17 protein-coding genes are annotated in these 13929 nt (G+C 71.2%); 8 read left to right on the top strand and 9 right to left on the bottom strand.

All coding sequences use genetic code 11. The annotated features are described in order from the left end of the window. Positions 1-68 precede the first annotated feature (68 nt). The 3 genes from RAN62_RS35005 to RAN62_RS35015 are packed head-to-tail and all read right to left on the bottom strand — an operon-like array spanning position 69 to position 2150. Positions 69-275 (bottom strand): hypothetical protein, encoded by a 207-nt coding sequence (locus RAN62_RS35005; RefSeq protein WP_305789136.1) that lies wholly within the window; start codon positions 273-275, stop codon positions 69-71. A gap of 46 nt (positions 276-321) precedes the next feature. Continuing rightward, positions 322-1167 (bottom strand): ABC transporter permease, encoded by an 846-nt coding sequence (locus RAN62_RS35010; protein ID WP_305789137.1) that lies wholly within the window; start codon positions 1165-1167, stop codon positions 322-324. Continuing rightward, positions 1164-2150 carry an ATP-binding cassette domain-containing protein gene (locus RAN62_RS35015; protein ID WP_305789138.1) on the bottom strand — a complete coding sequence of 329 codons (987 nt, stop codon included), beginning with the start codon at positions 2148-2150 and terminating at the stop codon, positions 1164-1166. The genes RAN62_RS35010 and RAN62_RS35015 overlap by 4 nt, the downstream gene beginning before the upstream one ends. Before the next feature lie 139 nt (positions 2151-2289). Here RAN62_RS35015 and RAN62_RS35020 point away from each other — a divergent pair, with 139 nt between their 5' ends. Both RAN62_RS35020 and serA read left to right on the top strand, forming a co-directional pair. Beyond that, positions 2290-3222, top strand: coding sequence for a protein kinase family protein (locus tag RAN62_RS35020; RefSeq protein ID WP_305789139.1), 933 nt, complete (start codon positions 2290-2292; stop codon positions 3220-3222). A gap of 258 nt (positions 3223-3480) precedes the next feature. After that, entirely contained in the window at positions 3481-4695 is a 1215-nt protein-coding gene (serA, locus tag RAN62_RS35025) for a phosphoglycerate dehydrogenase (RefSeq protein ID WP_305789140.1), read from the top strand. Between the two features lie 180 nt (positions 4696-4875). On the opposite strand, the gene RAN62_RS35030 is transcribed toward serA, so the two are convergent. Both RAN62_RS35030 and RAN62_RS35035 read right to left on the bottom strand, forming a co-directional pair. Then, a complete protein-coding gene (locus RAN62_RS35030; RefSeq protein ID WP_305789141.1) occupies positions 4876-6267 on the bottom strand; it encodes a hypothetical protein in 1392 nt (463 codons plus the stop codon). 97 nt (positions 6268-6364) lie between these two features. Beyond that, the gene (locus RAN62_RS35035) at positions 6365-7027 is read right to left on the bottom strand and encodes a response regulator (RefSeq protein WP_305789142.1); all 663 of its coding nucleotides are present in this window, start codon (positions 7025-7027) and stop codon (positions 6365-6367) included. 241 nt (positions 7028-7268) lie between these two features. Between RAN62_RS35035 and RAN62_RS35040 the strand changes: the two genes are divergently transcribed. The 5 genes from RAN62_RS35040 to RAN62_RS35060 all read left to right on the top strand — a co-directional run bounded on the left by RAN62_RS35040 (position 7269) and on the right by RAN62_RS35060 (position 11368). Then, positions 7269-7916 carry an AfsR/SARP family transcriptional regulator gene (locus RAN62_RS35040; RefSeq protein ID WP_305789143.1) on the top strand — a complete coding sequence of 216 codons (648 nt, stop codon included), beginning with the start codon at positions 7269-7271 and terminating at the stop codon, positions 7914-7916. A 90-nt stretch (positions 7917-8006) separates the two neighbouring features. Then, entirely contained in the window at positions 8007-8633 is a 627-nt protein-coding gene (locus tag RAN62_RS35045; protein ID WP_305789144.1) for a class I SAM-dependent methyltransferase, read from the top strand. A gap of 29 nt (positions 8634-8662) precedes the next feature. Then, positions 8663-9148 carry a MarR family winged helix-turn-helix transcriptional regulator gene (locus tag RAN62_RS35050; protein ID WP_305789145.1) on the top strand — a complete coding sequence of 162 codons (486 nt, stop codon included), beginning with the start codon at positions 8663-8665 and terminating at the stop codon, positions 9146-9148. Beyond that, entirely contained in the window at positions 9145-10881 is a 1737-nt protein-coding gene (locus RAN62_RS35055) for an MDR family MFS transporter (protein WP_305789146.1), read from the top strand. The genes RAN62_RS35050 and RAN62_RS35055 overlap by 4 nt, the downstream gene beginning before the upstream one ends. A 184-nt stretch (positions 10882-11065) precedes the next feature. Beyond that, complete coding sequence (locus RAN62_RS35060) at positions 11066-11368, top strand: antibiotic biosynthesis monooxygenase family protein (protein WP_305789147.1); 303 nt, start codon at positions 11066-11068, stop codon at positions 11366-11368. Position 11369: 1 nt separating this feature from the next. On the opposite strand, the gene RAN62_RS35065 is transcribed toward RAN62_RS35060, so the two are convergent. Continuing rightward, on the bottom strand, positions 11370-12242 hold the full coding sequence (locus RAN62_RS35065) for a GAF and ANTAR domain-containing protein (RefSeq protein WP_305789148.1): 873 nt from the start codon (positions 12240-12242) through the stop codon (positions 11370-11372). A 47-nt stretch (positions 12243-12289) separates the two neighbouring features. Further along, positions 12290-12493 carry a hypothetical protein gene (locus RAN62_RS35070; protein ID WP_305789149.1) on the bottom strand — a complete coding sequence of 68 codons (204 nt, stop codon included), beginning with the start codon at positions 12491-12493 and terminating at the stop codon, positions 12290-12292. 291 nt (positions 12494-12784) lie between these two features. Here RAN62_RS35070 and RAN62_RS35075 point away from each other — a divergent pair, with 291 nt between their 5' ends. Further along, entirely contained in the window at positions 12785-12988 is a 204-nt protein-coding gene (locus RAN62_RS35075; protein ID WP_305789150.1) for a hypothetical protein, read from the top strand. On the opposite strand, the gene RAN62_RS35080 is transcribed toward RAN62_RS35075, so the two are convergent. Then, positions 12968-13570, bottom strand: coding sequence for a DUF1360 domain-containing protein (locus tag RAN62_RS35080; protein ID WP_305789276.1), 603 nt, complete (start codon positions 13568-13570; stop codon positions 12968-12970). The two genes, RAN62_RS35075 and RAN62_RS35080, sit on opposite strands and share 21 nt — an antisense overlap. An 18-nt stretch (positions 13571-13588) precedes the next feature. Next, positions 13589-13831 (bottom strand): DUF6158 family protein, encoded by a 243-nt coding sequence (locus tag RAN62_RS35085; protein ID WP_305789151.1) that lies wholly within the window; start codon positions 13829-13831, stop codon positions 13589-13591. Between the last annotated feature and the right edge of the window lie 98 nt (positions 13832-13929).

Here is a 13929-nt window from a genome sequence, read left to right on the forward strand (position 1 = left end):
CGCATCGAGAGCCGGACCGGCGCTCTCGGTCCGCATCTGGTCCGCACTCACCCGGTTCACCGGCGCGCTCACCACTCCGTGCACTCCGGGTCCGGTGGGAAGGGCGCGGTGTCCGGCCGCAGCCGGGCCAGCCGCGCCGCTTGCCGTTCCACGAGACCGTGGCCGCGGCGCCGGCGGCGCTGGGCTCGCTCCTCGGCCAGCTCGGCCTTTCGCCGGGCGCTGGCTGCCGCGCGTTGCCGCAACTGCTCGCGCCATTCTGCATACTCCGTACTCACGTCACCCATGCCCCATGGTCCCGCCCGGGTACGACGCTTTCCGGTCCTACTTCCGGTTGTAGAGGCGCATCGTCAGCGGGCCGAAGACGGCGATCAGGACGGCCGAGGCCGCGAGGACCCACATGACCTCGCCCATGTCGGTGGTGCCGTCCATGACCGAGCGGACCGCCGCCACCAGGTGGGTGATCGGGTTGACCTCGACGAAGGCCTGGAGCCAGCCCGGCATCGTGCCCGGGTCGACGAAGACGTTGCTGAGGAAGGTCAGTGGGAAGAGCACGAGCATGCTGACGCCCATGACCGATTTCTCCGAGCGGAGGAACAGGCCGAACATGGTCCAGATCCAGGAGAAGGCGAACGAGAAGACGACCAGCAGGCCGATGCCACCCAGGACGCCGGGGAAGCCGCCGGCCGGGCGGAAGCCGAGGATCAGGCCGACCAGCATGATGGTGGTGGCGGCCAGGATGTAGCGGAGGACGTCGCCGAAGATCATGCCGACGAGCGCCGCGGGACGCCAGACCGGCAGGGAGCGGAAGCGGTCGAAGACGCCCTTCTCGATGTCCGTGTTGAGGCCGACGCCCGTGTACATCGTGATCATCACGACGCTGGTGACCATGATGCCGGGCAGCAGGAACTGCAGATACTCCCTTGTGGAGCCGGCCAGCGCACCCCCGAAGAGGTATGTGAACATCAGCGTCATGATGATCGGGAAGGCGGTGACGTCGAAGAGCTGCTCCGGGACGTGCTTGATCTTCAGCATCGCCCGCCATCCGAAGGTGAACGACGCGGCGAGCGCTCCGGGGCGCGGCGGGCGCTCCTGACGGGTGAGGACGGCGGCGAGCGTCTCGGTCGAGGGCACGGCCAGATCGGCCGGAGCCGGGGCAGTCGAGGTCATGCCGCTTCTCCTTGCGGGATGTCCTGAGCGGACGGGCCGGTGAGGGCGAGGAACACCTCGTCGAGGCTGGGCTGGCCGAGCGAGAAGTCGTCGACCACGATGCCCGCGGCGGCGAGCCCGGCGAGGGCCTGTGCTGCCTGCTGGGCGGCGCCCTGGTCGGAGCCGGCCCCGTCCACCCGGACGGTCAGCGCCACAGGATCCGATTCCAGCTGTACGGGCGCCCCGAGCGCCGCCCCGAGCAGTCGTTCCGCTTCCGGGCGCCGGTCGGCGTCCCGGAGGCGTACGTGGACGGTCCCCGCGCCGATCGACGACTTGAGCGAGCCGGGTGTGCCCTCGGCGATCACCCGGCCGTGGTCGATGACCGCGACGCGGCCCGCGAGCCGGTCGGCCTCGTCGAGATATTGAGTGGTCAGCAAGACCGTGGTGCCGTTGGCGACGACCGCGCGGATGATGTCCCACACCTGGTTGCGGCTGCGCGGATCGAGGCCGGTGGTCGGCTCGTCGAGGAAGAGCAGGTCGGGGGTGTTGAGGATGCTCGCCGCGATGTCGATGCGCCGGCGCATGCCACCCGAATATTTCTTCACCTGGCGGGCAGCGGCCTCGGTGAGCCCGAACGCCTCGAGCAGCTGGGCGGCCCGGGCCCGCGCGGCCCGCCGGTCGTGGCCCAGCAGACGGGCGAGCAGCACCAGATTCTCGCTGCCGGTCAGGTCCTCGTCCACCGAGGCGTATTGACCGGTCAGGCTGACCCGGCTGCGGACGGCGTCGGCCTCTCGCACGACGTCATGGCCGAACACCCGCGCCGCGCCGCCGTCGGGTCGCAGCAGGGTGGCGAGCATGCGGACGACTGTCGTCTTGCCGGCGCCGTTGGGGCCTAGCAACCCGTAGACGGTGCCCTGGGGAACGGTGAGGTCGACCCCGTCGACCGCGCGATTGTCCCCGAAAGTCTTGACGAGACCCGAGGTCTCGATGGCCGGTGCGCTCATGACTCACGTCCTTGGCTGGGCATGGCTCGCATCGTGCCGCGCCAGTGTGACATTTTCGCTGCTGATCGGGGGTCACCCATACTGTCCGTTTCCTAACCGCTACCGCCCTGTCAGGCTCTTCACAGGTGGAAGGAGTCGCATGCTGCGCGCCTCGGGAGTCCGCATCGGCTGGGCCGATCTGCCCCGGCACATCCGAACCGGGGTCGAAGCGGTGCTCGGTGACCCGGTCGCCACGGCCCGGTCGCAGCGCGGCGGCTTCTCGCCGGGGACAGCCGATCGGGTGATGACACGCGACGGCCGGCGCGCCTTTGTCAAGGCCGTCAGCACCGGCCTGAACGCCACGTCCGTGGCCATGGCCAGGCGCGAGGCGCACGTCACCGCACTCATGCCGCCGGGGGCGCCGGTGCCGCGGCTGCTGGGCGCCTTCGAGGACGACGACGAGGCCGGCGACACCTGGATGGTGCTGGTGCTGGAGGACGTCGAGGGCCGTCATCCACGTACCCCCTGGGTGGAAGCGGAAGTCGCCGCGGCCTTGCACGCGCTGCGCGAGCTGGAGCTGCACCTCACGCCGTCGCCAATGCCGGGGCTGGAGCGGGCCGGTGACCGGCTCGCGCCGCAATTCGCCGGGTGGGACCTGCTGGCCGCCGAGCCGATGCCGGGCCTGCACCCGTGGGTGCGCGCGCACATCGACGAGCTCCGCGCGGCGGCACACCGCGGCCTGGCGGTGCTGCGGACCGGCGCGACGGTCGCGCACTGTGACCTGCGCGCCGACAACCTCCTTCTCCGCCCGGACGGACGCGTCGTGGTCGTCGACTGGCCGGCCGCCGCTGTGGCCCCGGCGTGGCTGGACCGCCTGCACCTGGCCATGGACGTCACGGCGCACGGCGGCGACGGTGACGCCCTGATCGCGGACATCGACCCGGGGCACGCCACCGATGTCGGGGCCGGCTTCACCGGATATCTGCTGGAACGCTCGCGGCATCCCTCCCCTGGTATCCCCTTGGTCCGGGACTTCCAGCGGGCACTGGCCGACGCGTTGCTTCCTTGGCTGAGGGATCGCATGGACCGATGACACCAGGATCGGATCGGATGCGCACCGGACCGAAGAGGGTGGTGGGCACCCTCTTTAGTAGGTTGCCGGAGCCCTTCCCGGCGAGCGACCATCGGCGCGGGTCATCCGACGGGCTGACCGGCAGTTGGGACCTCCGGCACACGATGCGGGCCCGGGCGATCCAGGGCATTAGTCTGGAACGCCTGTGACACACGGGCTTCGGCGTGGCGGCCCGGACGATCCTTCCCGACACGGAAACCGACACGGAAACGGAAAGTGATGATCGACCAAGCCAAGGTACGAGTTCTGCTGCTCGAGAGCATCCACCCCGACGCGGTGTCCCGGCTCGAGGCAGAGGGTTACCAGGTCGAGTCCGTCCGCAACGCCCTCGACGAGGCCGAGCTGATCGAGCGCATCCCGGGCGTCCACCTGCTCGGCATCCGGTCCAAGACCCAGGTCACGGCCAAGGTGCTGGAGGCCGCGGACAGCCTCGTCGCGATCGGCGCCTTCTGCATCGGCACCGACCAGATCGACCTGGCCACCGCCTCGCGGGCCGGCGTCGCCGTCTTCAACGCGCCGTTCTCCAACACCCGCTCGGTCGTCGAGCTGGCCCTCGCCGAAATCATCGCGATGACCCGGCGCCTCACCGAGAAGAACGACCTGATGCACCAGGGCGTCTGGGACAAGGCCGCCAACGGCAGCCACGAGGTCCGGGGCCGCAAGCTGGGCATCGTCGGCTACGGCAACATCGGCACCCAGCTGTCGGTCCTGGCCGAGAACCTGGGCATGCACGTGCTCTTCTACGACACCGCCGACAAGCTGGCGCTCGGCAACGCCCAGCGCTGCGCCACCCTCGACGAGCTGCTCGAGCAGGCGGACGTCGTCACCCTGCACGTCGACGGACGGCCGGGCAACGCGGGCTTCTTCGGCGCCGAGCAGCTGGCGAAGATGAAGCCGGGCGCGATCTTCCTCAACCTCTCCCGCGGCATCGTCGTCGACCACGTCGACCTGCGCAACGCCCTCACCAGCGGGCACATCGCGGGCGCGGCCGTCGACGTGTTCCCCAAGGAGCCGAAGGGGCGCGGCGACGAGTTCGTCTCCGAGCTGCGCGGGCTGCCCAACGTCATCCTCACCCCGCACATCGGCGGCTCCACCGAGGAGGCGCAGGCGGACATCGGCGACTTCGTGGCCAACAAGCTGACGCACTTCGTGCAGGAGGGCAACACGACGCTGAGCATCAACCTGCCCAGCATCGCCCTGCCGGCGCAGCCCGACATGAGCCGCATCGTCCACGTGCACGTCAACATGCCCGGCGTGCTCGCCCAGGTGAACAGCATCCTCGCCGAGCACCAGGTGAACGTCGAGGGCCAGATGCTGAGCACCCGCGGGGAGTACGGCTATCTGATCACCGACATCAGCGGCAGCTACAGCGCCGACGTGCTCGACAAGCTGCGCGGCATGAGCCAGACCGTCCGGCTCCGCGTCCTCTCGTAGGCGACGGCGTCACCGGGGTGCGGGCGACGCAAGCCACGCACCCCGGGCGAGGCGCCCGCCAACAGCACGGACCGGCGATTCAAGCCACCCGCGCCCCCGGGCGAGACACGCGCGCCGGGCGAGACACGCGCGCCGGCGGCACAGCCAGGCGACGAGAGCGGCCCGACCGGGAAGCACTGGTCAGTCGCGGGTGGCCACGGTCAGCAGCGTCACGCGCGACTCCGCCTCGACGTCGAAACGGTCGTCGGTGGCCCAGTTCTTCGGCGTGAGCGTGGAGCCCGGGGCGATGTCCTTCAACGTACGCGAGCCGGCCGCCACCGTCTGCGCGCCGCCCTTCACCTTGACGCGCACCGGATTCCCCTCGGGCGACGTCATGGCCAGCTGGTCGACCGCGCCGGTGACCTTGACCGGGATGGTGCCGGCCGCCTCGGGCAGCTGGACCGTGGTGCTCTGCGCGGCACCGGCGAAGTCGATCGCGGCGATGCGGCCGTCCTCGAGGTTGAGGATCTGCTCCTCGGCGCCGGCGGAGAAGAGCAGGCTCCACGTGACCTTGGTCGACAGGGTCACCTCGACCTCCCCGGTCCCGGGCGTGTCGGGCTCCTCGGCGGCCAGGCTCAGCTGCACGTTGTTCCCGGTGAGCACCGGCTCGGGCACCATGCCTGACTCCTCCGCCGTGGTCATCCGGTAGAGGCTGTCCCCGATGTCCGCACTGCGCACGGTCACCTTCTTGGCCCCGCTGAGCATCTCGAAGGTCGCCTGCGTCCGCCCGTCGATGGGCGCGAACACCGTACGCGGCGGGGTCTTCTGATCGGCGGAACCCAGCTCCAGCACCGACGTCAGACCGCCGCCGGGATCGGAGAAGTAGCTGACAGCCGCGACTCCGCCACCGAAGAGCACCGCGGCGGTCAGGCCGAGCCCGGCGACCATGACGCCACGGTTGCGCCGGGGCGGAGCGGGCGCTGCCGCGGCACGGTGCGGGCGGATCTCGTGCGGGTGCTCGCCGACCAGGTCACCGATGTGCTCGTCGCCGGGGAGCCGGAACTCACGCTGCTGATCCGCGCTGTGGTGCCGCCCACCGCGTACGGCGCTGTGGGCACCCGCCGGCTCCGGCGGACCGGCCGCCGGGGCCCCCGACACCGGCTCGCCGTCCCGCCAGTGGCCGCTGATCGGACCCGCCGTGAAGCCGAACGCCGTACGCCCGTTGGTCGCAGGCGGTGCCGGCCCGAAAGCCGGCTCGGGCCGATACTCCGCGGCCTGCGGGGCTTCCCACATGTCCTGGCCGGCGCTCGAGTCGGATTGACTGTCCATCGTGGCCCAATCGGCGCCGGGGGCCGGCTCGGCGGCCGCGAAGGCATTCCAGCTGCCCGTGTCGGCCTCTGCCGGCCCGCCCGGACGCCGGCGCGGCAGGTCACCGCCGCCGCCCGGGGCGTCGGTGTCCGGAAAGTCGGAAGCGGCGGGCGGCCGCCGGAACGGTGCTGCTGAGCCGGGACGACGGTAGAGCGAGGCGTCGTCCGAGATGCCGTCCGCGACCGCAACGGACACATCGGACAGGTCGCCGAGTCGACGTTCCACGCGAAGTCCTCCAGCTCGCGCCGGCGCCCACGAGGATCGAAGACGCTCCACCGAGAGGTACGGATTCGCGGCCGTTGCGGATGAGTGCAGACGTGAATTACTCTCCGTTATTTCCGTCCGGCTTGAGCAGGCCCCGCCGCGTGGCCACGGCGACCGCCTCGAGCTGGCTGTGTGCGCCGAGTTTTCCCAGCACAGCCTTCACATAGCCGCGGCAGGTGTGGACGCTGATGCCGAGCCGGCGGGCGATCGCGCGCGGATCCAGACCCGATCCCATCAGTACGAGCACCTCGTGCTCACGCGCAGTGAGGCCCCCCGCTCGCGGCCCCACGACCGGGGTGGTGCTCCGCAGCAGCCGGGCGAGGATGTCGGTGGAGACGGTCATGCCGCCCCCGTGCGCCGTGCGGATCGCGTTGAGCACGTCGCCGAGCGGCCCGTTCTTGGACAGGAAGCCCGACGCACCGGCCGCCGTCGCCCGCCCCACCAGCGCGGATTCGTTGTTGGCGGTCAGGACCACGAAGCGCGTGTCGGGCAGCCGGTGACGCAGGAGCTCGGCCACCGCGATGCCGTCCGCGTCGGGCAGATCCGGATCGAGCAGCACCACGTTGGGACGCAGCTCCTGCACCATGCGGATGGCCTGCTCACCGGTGCGGGCATGACCGATGTAACGCAGCTCCGGCTGCCCGGTCAGTGCCACCCCGAGCAGCTCGGCGAACGTCTGGTGCCCGTCCACCACGAGCACCGTGATCGCCTCGCTCACCATTCACGCCTCCTGATCCGCCGGCGCTGGAAGTCTATGGGTCCCCCGCGCGAAGCCAAGGCGTACGGACAGTCTGACAGCTGCTCCGCGCGACGCCGAGCCGTCTGACCGCCTGCCGGGCGGATGGAACCGAGAGGACCGTACACCTCATATCTTCGGTGGACCTCACCCCTCGCTTTCGGGGGCAGCGTTCACCATCGTGGGGGCTTGTCGCGCGACTGTCCCCCGGCGAGGGTCTTACGTCATGTACGAGATCCAGCTCTTCGGCCGGCTCGAGGTGCGGACCCGGGGCGTACGCCTCACGGGTGACGACCTCGGCGGCGCGCGCGCCCGGCACATCCTCGCCCTCCTCGCTCTGTACGGGAGCTTGCGCACGTCGGAGCTGTCGGATCTGCTCTGGCCGGGCAACCCGCCGGTCACGCACGAGGCCATTGTGGAGAGTGAGGTGGCACTGCTGCGTCACCACCTCGACTCGGCCACGAGCGGCGACTCCGTGATCGCCGAGAGCAATGACGGGTACGCCCTGGTGGCGGAGCGCGTCCGCGTCGACGTGGCCCGCTTCGACGAACTTCTGGCGGCTGCCGCCGGGCGTACGGCCACTCGCGCCCTCCCTCCCCTGACCGCCGCCGCCGAACTCGCCGGCCGCCCGCTGCTCGAGGACGTCGCCGCGCCGCGCTGGGCCGTCGAGGCCCGGGCCCGTTACCGGTCGCGTCTCGTCACGGCGCTGCTCACCGCCGCCGGCGCCGCCCTCACCACCGGCGATGCCCGGAATGCCGTCCAGTGGGCCGGCCGTGCCCTCGTTCTCGACCCGGGCGCCACGCTCGCGCACACCATTCGAGCCACGGCACAGCAGGCGCTCGTACGCACCCCCGTGGCGCGCCTCACCGCCTGAGCTGCCATCCACTCGGCACCGCCGCCCGAATTGCCGGAAGTTTTCCACAGGCCTCCGCCGGCGCCCGCGGAAACGGCTCAGAATCGTCGGGTGCAAACGACACTGCTGCCCGTAGCCCTTGTTCCGGAAATCTCCCTGCACCTGGCCGACGCCCGCACCGGGTTGTTCGACGGCATCCAGGGAGAGTTCCGCAGCGACGTCGCGCCGCCGTTCTGGGCCTTCGCGTGGGCCGGCGGCCAGGCGCTCGCCCGCTACGTCCTCGACAATCCGCACGTGGTCGCCGGCCGTCGCGTCATCGACGTGGCGACCGGCTCCGGCATCGCGGCGATCGCGGCGGCCCGGGCGGGTGCGGCGGAGGTCGAGGCGTTCGACGTGAGCCCCGAGGCCGTGGAGGCGGCCCGGCGCAATGCGGCCGCCAACGAGGTGTCGGTTCACGCGCGGGTGGCCGAGGCGACGGACGACGACAATGCGGCCGACGTCGTGCTGGCCGGCGACGTGTTCTACACGGTCAGCGTGGCCGAGCGCATGACCACGGCACTGCGCCGGGCCGCCCGGACGGCATCCGTGCTGGTCGGCGATCCGGGGCGCGGTTATCTTCCCGAGCGCTTGTTCATCCGCCGCGCGGAGTACTCGGTGCCCGTACCCCCGGCGCTGGAGGAAACCGAGACGCTCGTCACGGGTGTATGGCAGATGCGTTCATCAACCAACAAGTTGTAAGCTGCAAACAACCGAGAGAGGGAGGTCGCGTGCCGGAGCCGGACAGCAGGGACGCCATCGGGCAGCTCTCCGACGAAGTTCTGCGGTTCGTCCGCCTGGGCGCCCGGGCCAAAGGCATGCTCAACACTGCGGAGTTCGGTGCCGAGTTCTCCGCGCTGATGCTGCTGTTCCCCTTGTGCCACCACGGTCCGATGCGGGTCACGGACCTGGCGGAGATCAAGGGGGCCGACCCGTCGACCATCAGCCGGCAGGCCGCCCAGCTGGTCCGGTCCGGTCTCGTCCGGCGTGAGGCGGACCCCGGCGACGGGCGCGCGTCCCGGCTGGCGGCGACCGAGCTCGGCCGGGCCGCACAGGCCCGGCTGCGCGCCGCCCGGCAGGAAATGCTGATCCGAGCGCTGGAGGACTGGCCCGCGGAACGCGTCCGCGTCTTCACCGACCTCTTCGAAGAATTCAACAGCTCCGTCGAGGCGCTTCTGCGCACCGACGCCGCCACACCAGCACGGGAGACCGCGTGAGCAACCCCACCGAGACCGCACCGGCGTCAGCCGGGCCGGGCGCCGGGGCCCCCAAGGCCGCGAGCTCGGCCGAGTTCACCCATCGCCAGATCATCACGATCCTCGTCGGCCTGATGATGGGCATGTTCCTGGCCGCGCTGGACCAGACCATCATGGCCACGGCCACGCGCACCATCGCCGACGACCTGAACGGCTTCAACCTGCAGGCCTGGGCCACGACGGCGTTCCTCATCACGTCGACGATCTCCACGCCGCTCTACGGCAAGCTCTCCGACATCTACGGCCGGCGACCGTTCTTCCTGTTCGCGATCGGCATCTTCATCGTCGGGTCGTTCCTGTGCGGCCTCTCGCAGAACATGTACGAGCTGGCCGCCTTCCGCGCCATCCAGGGCATCGGCGCCGGCGGTCTCATGTCGCTGGCACTCGCCATCATCGGCGACATCGTGCCGCCCCGCGAGCGCGCGAAGTACCAGGGTCTCTTCCTGGCGGTCTTCGGCACCGCGAGCGTCATCGGCCCGATCCTGGGCGGCTTCTTCGCGGGCGCCGACAACATCCTCTGGATCGACGGCTGGCGCTGGGTCTTCTACATCAACGTGCCGATCGGCATCGCCGCCATGGCCGTCGTCGCCCGGGTCCTGCACCTGCCGCACCAGCGCACCGACCACCGCATCGACTGGCCGGGCGCCCTCACCCTCATCATCGGCCTGGTCCCACTGCTCACCGTCGCCGAGCAGGGCCGCGACTGGGGCTGGGGCTCCGGGCGCGCCATCGCCTGCTACGTCGTCGGGGTGGTGGGCCTGGTCGGCTTCGTGCTCGCCGAGCGCGCCTACAAGGACGAGGCGCTGCTGCCGCTGCGGCTGTTCAGCAACCGCACCATCGCGGTCGGCGCCACCTCCAGCACGATCCTCGGCATGGCGATGTTCGGCGGCCTCATGACCATCCCGCTGTACCTGCAGATCGTGAAGGGCAGCTCCCCCACCGTCGCCGGCCTGCAGATGATCCCGATGGTGGCCGGCATCATGGCCGGCTCGATCGCCTCGGGTCAGCTCATCGCCCGCACCGGCCGCTACCGGATCTTCCCGATCATCGGCAGCACCCTGATGACGATCGCGCTCGGGCTCTTCGCGCTGATCGGGGCGGACACGCCGCTCTGGCAGACCATGCTGATCATGGTGCTGATGGGCCTCGGCCTGGGCGGCAACATGCAGCCGATGATCACCGCCGTGCAGAACGCGGTCTCGCCCCGGCAGATCGGCGTGGCGACCAGCTCGGTGACGTTCTTCCGGTCGATGGGCGGCACGCTGGGCACCGCGGTCTTCCTGTCGGTGCTCTTCAACGTGCTGCCGGGCAAGATCAGCAGCGCGTTCACGTCGGCTCAGTCGACCCCGGAGTTCCAGCAGGCGCTGGCGGCCGACCCGAGCCAGGCGCAGACGCTGCAGCAGGCGACGGGCGGTTCCGCGCTCGACGACACGTCGTTCCTGAGCCGGCTCTCGGACGTCGTCGCCCACCCGTTCAAGGTCGGCTTCTCCGACGGCATCCAGGTCGTCTTCCTCCTGGCGCTCGCCGTCATGATCGTCGGCCTGATCGTGGTCCTCTTCCTGCCGGAGATCCCACTCTCCCAGCGGTCGGCCCAGCAGCAGCGCGCCGACGACGCGGCCGCCGCGGGCAACAGCGACGGCGTCCCGGGCGAGGTCGGCGCCGGCCCCGCGGCATCAACCCACGCGGCGCATTGACCGACGCCCGGCCTGGCCGCCACACAAGCCGACCGTCAGGCCGGGCGCCACGCAAGCCGACGGCGACAGGCAGCCCACCGGCCGCCATCGCCGCCGCACGACCTCGGGGCCGGTCCCGCTTCGCGACAACGCGAGCCGGGGCCGGCCCCGCCGGTTTTCAGCTCGCAACCCTAGGCTGGACACCATGGCAGTTGTGAAGATCAACGCGATCGACGTTCCCGAAGGTGCCGGCCCCGAGCTGGAGAAGCGCTTCGCCGCCCGGCAAGGCGCCGTGGAGAATGCTCCGGGCTTCCTGGGCTTCGAGTTGCTCCGGCCCGTCGGCGGGGAGAGCCGCTACTTCGTCTACACCAAGTGGGAGACGGAGGAGGCCTTCCAGGCCTGGTCCGCCGGTCAGGGACGGGCGGCCCACGCCGGCGAGCGGGCGCGGCCCGTGGCCAATGGCGCCAGCCTGCTGGAGTTCGAGGTCGTTCAGGAAGTTTCGAAGTAGGTCAGGACTCCGCGTTGCGGGCGGCGGCGGCGATCAGGCGCTCCGCCACCGCCTCCCGCGGCAGGCCGAGCCGTTGCGAGGTGTCGCGCAGGACGTCGTACGCCTCGTGGACGCCGCAGCCGCGCTGGGCGATGATGACGCCGGCCGCGCGGTCGACGATCGCCCCCTCGTGCAGGCTCTCGCGGCGCTGGATCTCGCCCAGGAGGACCTCGGCCTGGTTGACCAGGGCCATCGCCGTGAGCAGGTGCTCGGGGTCCATGCCACCGGGCCGTTCCGTGAAGAAGCTGACCGAGCCGACGGCCGAGCGCTGCACGTCCAGCGGGATCGAGGCGACGCCCCGGACGCCGTCGGTGGTCGCGCATTCCGCGAGGTGAGGCCAGCGGACGTCGGTGCTCAGGTCGGTGGCGGTCACCACGGCGCGGGTGCGGGCCGCCTCGAGGGCGGGACCGTTGCCGGACGCGTACTGGGCGTCGTCGACGGCCTGGGCCTGCGGGCCGGAGGTCGCCAGCGAGGGTGGTCCGCCCTCGCCGATCAGCGCGACCGAGCAGCGCAGCGTGTCCGGCACCGCCCGCGCGCCGAAGTCGGCCAGCCGGTCCAGCGCGTGCGCCATGTCGTCGGCGCCGAGCAGCCGGGACGTCAGCTCGTGCAGCAGGCCCGCGATCTCCACCGGGTGCGGGTCGGCCGCCTCCGCCGGGTACGGGTCGGCCGCCTCCGGGCCGCCGCCGGTGAAGGTGACGGACGGCGGCACGGCGAGCGACGAACTCACCCGGCTGGAGACAGTCAGGCGGGTCGGGCTGGGCGGAGTGGCGCCGGTGGCCGCGATCGTGCGTCGCGGCGCCGATCGCCGCCCGGTGCTCCGCTGCGGGGCAGACATTTGGCCGATATTGCCATGGTCCTCGGTGAACACGAAAGTGGTGTCCTCTATCGGGTGCCGTCCCCGGGCGTAACCGTCTGGTCCGACGCGCGATGTTCCAGGAATGTGCCCGGTGCGGCGCCGGGCTCGTTCTCACGTTCGTCCGACTCGGCGAGGATGGCCGCGGCCTGCGCCGCCGGGTCCACGCTGCCGGTGGCAGCCTCCTCGGGCAGCAGGTCGGCCGCCCGCCGCTCCACGCGATCGTCACTCATGCGAACACATGTACCCGCCCGGGCGGGGGATAAAAGCCGCCGCCCCCGGGACAGGACCCGGGGGCGGCGTAGGTAGGTGTCGGTGTGCAGGTCGCCTCGCGGCGAGTGGCGCGACACGGCTCCAGCCGAACGGTATTCCGTGAAGGCTTTATGGTGAGGCCCGGGGACACTGGGCACACCGACACCCGTTCACAACTGTCGGCAGGGCTCCGCCATTCCGACAGCGATTGTGACCTGGGCCACACCAATGCCGCTCGTTTGCGGCCGGTCCGGCGGGGTACCCCGCCCGGCGTGGATCAGGACAATGCCAAACTTCTCGACGCCTACCTCGACGACGCCTACGCCGCCCAGGAACGGCTGAGCAGCGCCGCTCTGCAACGCGGCGCCATCGCCGCCGACCTGCCGGCCGAGGTGCTCACCGTGATCGACTCACTTCCCCAGGGCGAGTACGCCCAGGACGAGGCGGCCGAGGCCCTACGCACTCTCGGCGCGTGAGGGCACGAACGAGTAGCCGTTGATCTCCGGCTCGTCGTCGTCCGAGTCCTCCGGCGAGGACGGCGAGCCCTCGGCGGCCTCCTTGGCCAGGGAGTAGGCCATCTGCAGGAAGTCCGACGCCGCCACGGCCGTGAAGGTCATGGCCGCCAGCCGGGTGAACCGGGGCGCGAAGACGAGTCCGCTGGTCAGGCCGGTGGCCACCCACACGGCGAGGCAGAACGGACAGCTGACCAGCTCGCCGATGGAGTGGCGGAGCGTGCTGCCCTCGTCGCGTACCTCCTCGTTGAGCTCGCCGCTCCCCGCCGGCTCCGCATAGCGGGTGAACGGGGCACGCAGCGGGCTGGTGATGGAGTCCTTGGCGATGAGCCGGCTCAGCTTGTGCGTGGCGATCGAGATCAGCACCACGTCCGCGGTGGCGGGGCGCTCCGGCAGCTGACGGCCGGTGAGCCGGGCGGTGGCCGCCACGGTCGCCGCGAGCGCCCCGAAGGCACCCATCGTCGCCGCGTAGCCGTCCAGCGGCCGGTGCTCGTGCGGGGCGTACTGCCGGCGCAACCGGTCGAACCGGCCGCGTACGGTGGAGATCATCGGGGGGAACACCTCTCAGACGTGCTGGGTCAGCCGGTGCGGGTCGACCTCGCGGCCGGGGTGCCGGGCCAGATATTCCGTCTCCAGCTCGGCCGTGCGGCGCAGGTGCGTGGAGAGCGCGGCCTCGGGGGCGTGCCGCAGGGTGTCCAGCCGGGTCCGATGGAGGCTGCCGAGCTCGCGGATCAGGTCGTCGTCGGCCAGGCCGGCCGGATCGATACCGGTCTCGGTGCCGATCGCACTTTCAGCGTCGTCACGCATGGTCGCTCCCTTCTGCCGGGGCCCGGTACGAATCGGGCGCCTGCCCAGAACGGTTGCCCGCGCGCTCAGGCGTCAAACCCGCGCCGGTACCCTCGACG

The sequence above is a fragment of the Symbioplanes lichenis genome (genome assembly GCF_030709675.1).
GTDB lineage: Bacteria > Actinomycetota > Actinomycetes > Mycobacteriales > Micromonosporaceae > Actinoplanes > Actinoplanes lichenis.

What these genes read in the sequence shown, in the direction of transcription:
- RAN62_RS35035 (WP_305789142.1), bottom strand. Translation starts at nt 7,027, where the DNA reads ATGGTGAGCGAGGCGATCACGGTGCTCGTGGTGGACGGGCACCAGACG.
- RAN62_RS35070 (WP_305789149.1), bottom strand. Translation starts at nt 12,493, where the DNA reads ATGAGTGACGATCGCGTGGAGCGGCGGGCGGCCGACCTGCTGCCCGAG.
- RAN62_RS35020 (WP_305789139.1), top strand. Translation starts at nt 2,290, where the DNA reads ATGCTGCGCGCCTCGGGAGTCCGCATCGGCTGGGCCGATCTGCCCCGG.
- RAN62_RS35085 (WP_305789151.1), bottom strand. Translation starts at nt 13,831, where the DNA reads ATGCGTGACGACGCTGAAAGTGCGATCGGCACCGAGACCGGTATCGAT.
- RAN62_RS35040 (WP_305789143.1), top strand. Translation starts at nt 7,269, where the DNA reads ATGTACGAGATCCAGCTCTTCGGCCGGCTCGAGGTGCGGACCCGGGGC.
- RAN62_RS35010 (WP_305789137.1), bottom strand. Translation starts at nt 1,167, where the DNA reads ATGACCTCGACTGCCCCGGCTCCGGCCGATCTGGCCGTGCCCTCGACC.
- serA (WP_305789140.1), top strand. Translation starts at nt 3,481, where the DNA reads ATGATCGACCAAGCCAAGGTACGAGTTCTGCTGCTCGAGAGCATCCAC.
- RAN62_RS35065 (WP_305789148.1), bottom strand. Translation starts at nt 12,242, where the DNA reads ATGTCTGCCCCGCAGCGGAGCACCGGGCGGCGATCGGCGCCGCGACGC.
- RAN62_RS35060 (WP_305789147.1), top strand. Translation starts at nt 11,066, where the DNA reads ATGGCAGTTGTGAAGATCAACGCGATCGACGTTCCCGAAGGTGCCGGC.
- RAN62_RS35015 (WP_305789138.1), bottom strand. Translation starts at nt 2,150, where the DNA reads ATGAGCGCACCGGCCATCGAGACCTCGGGTCTCGTCAAGACTTTCGGG.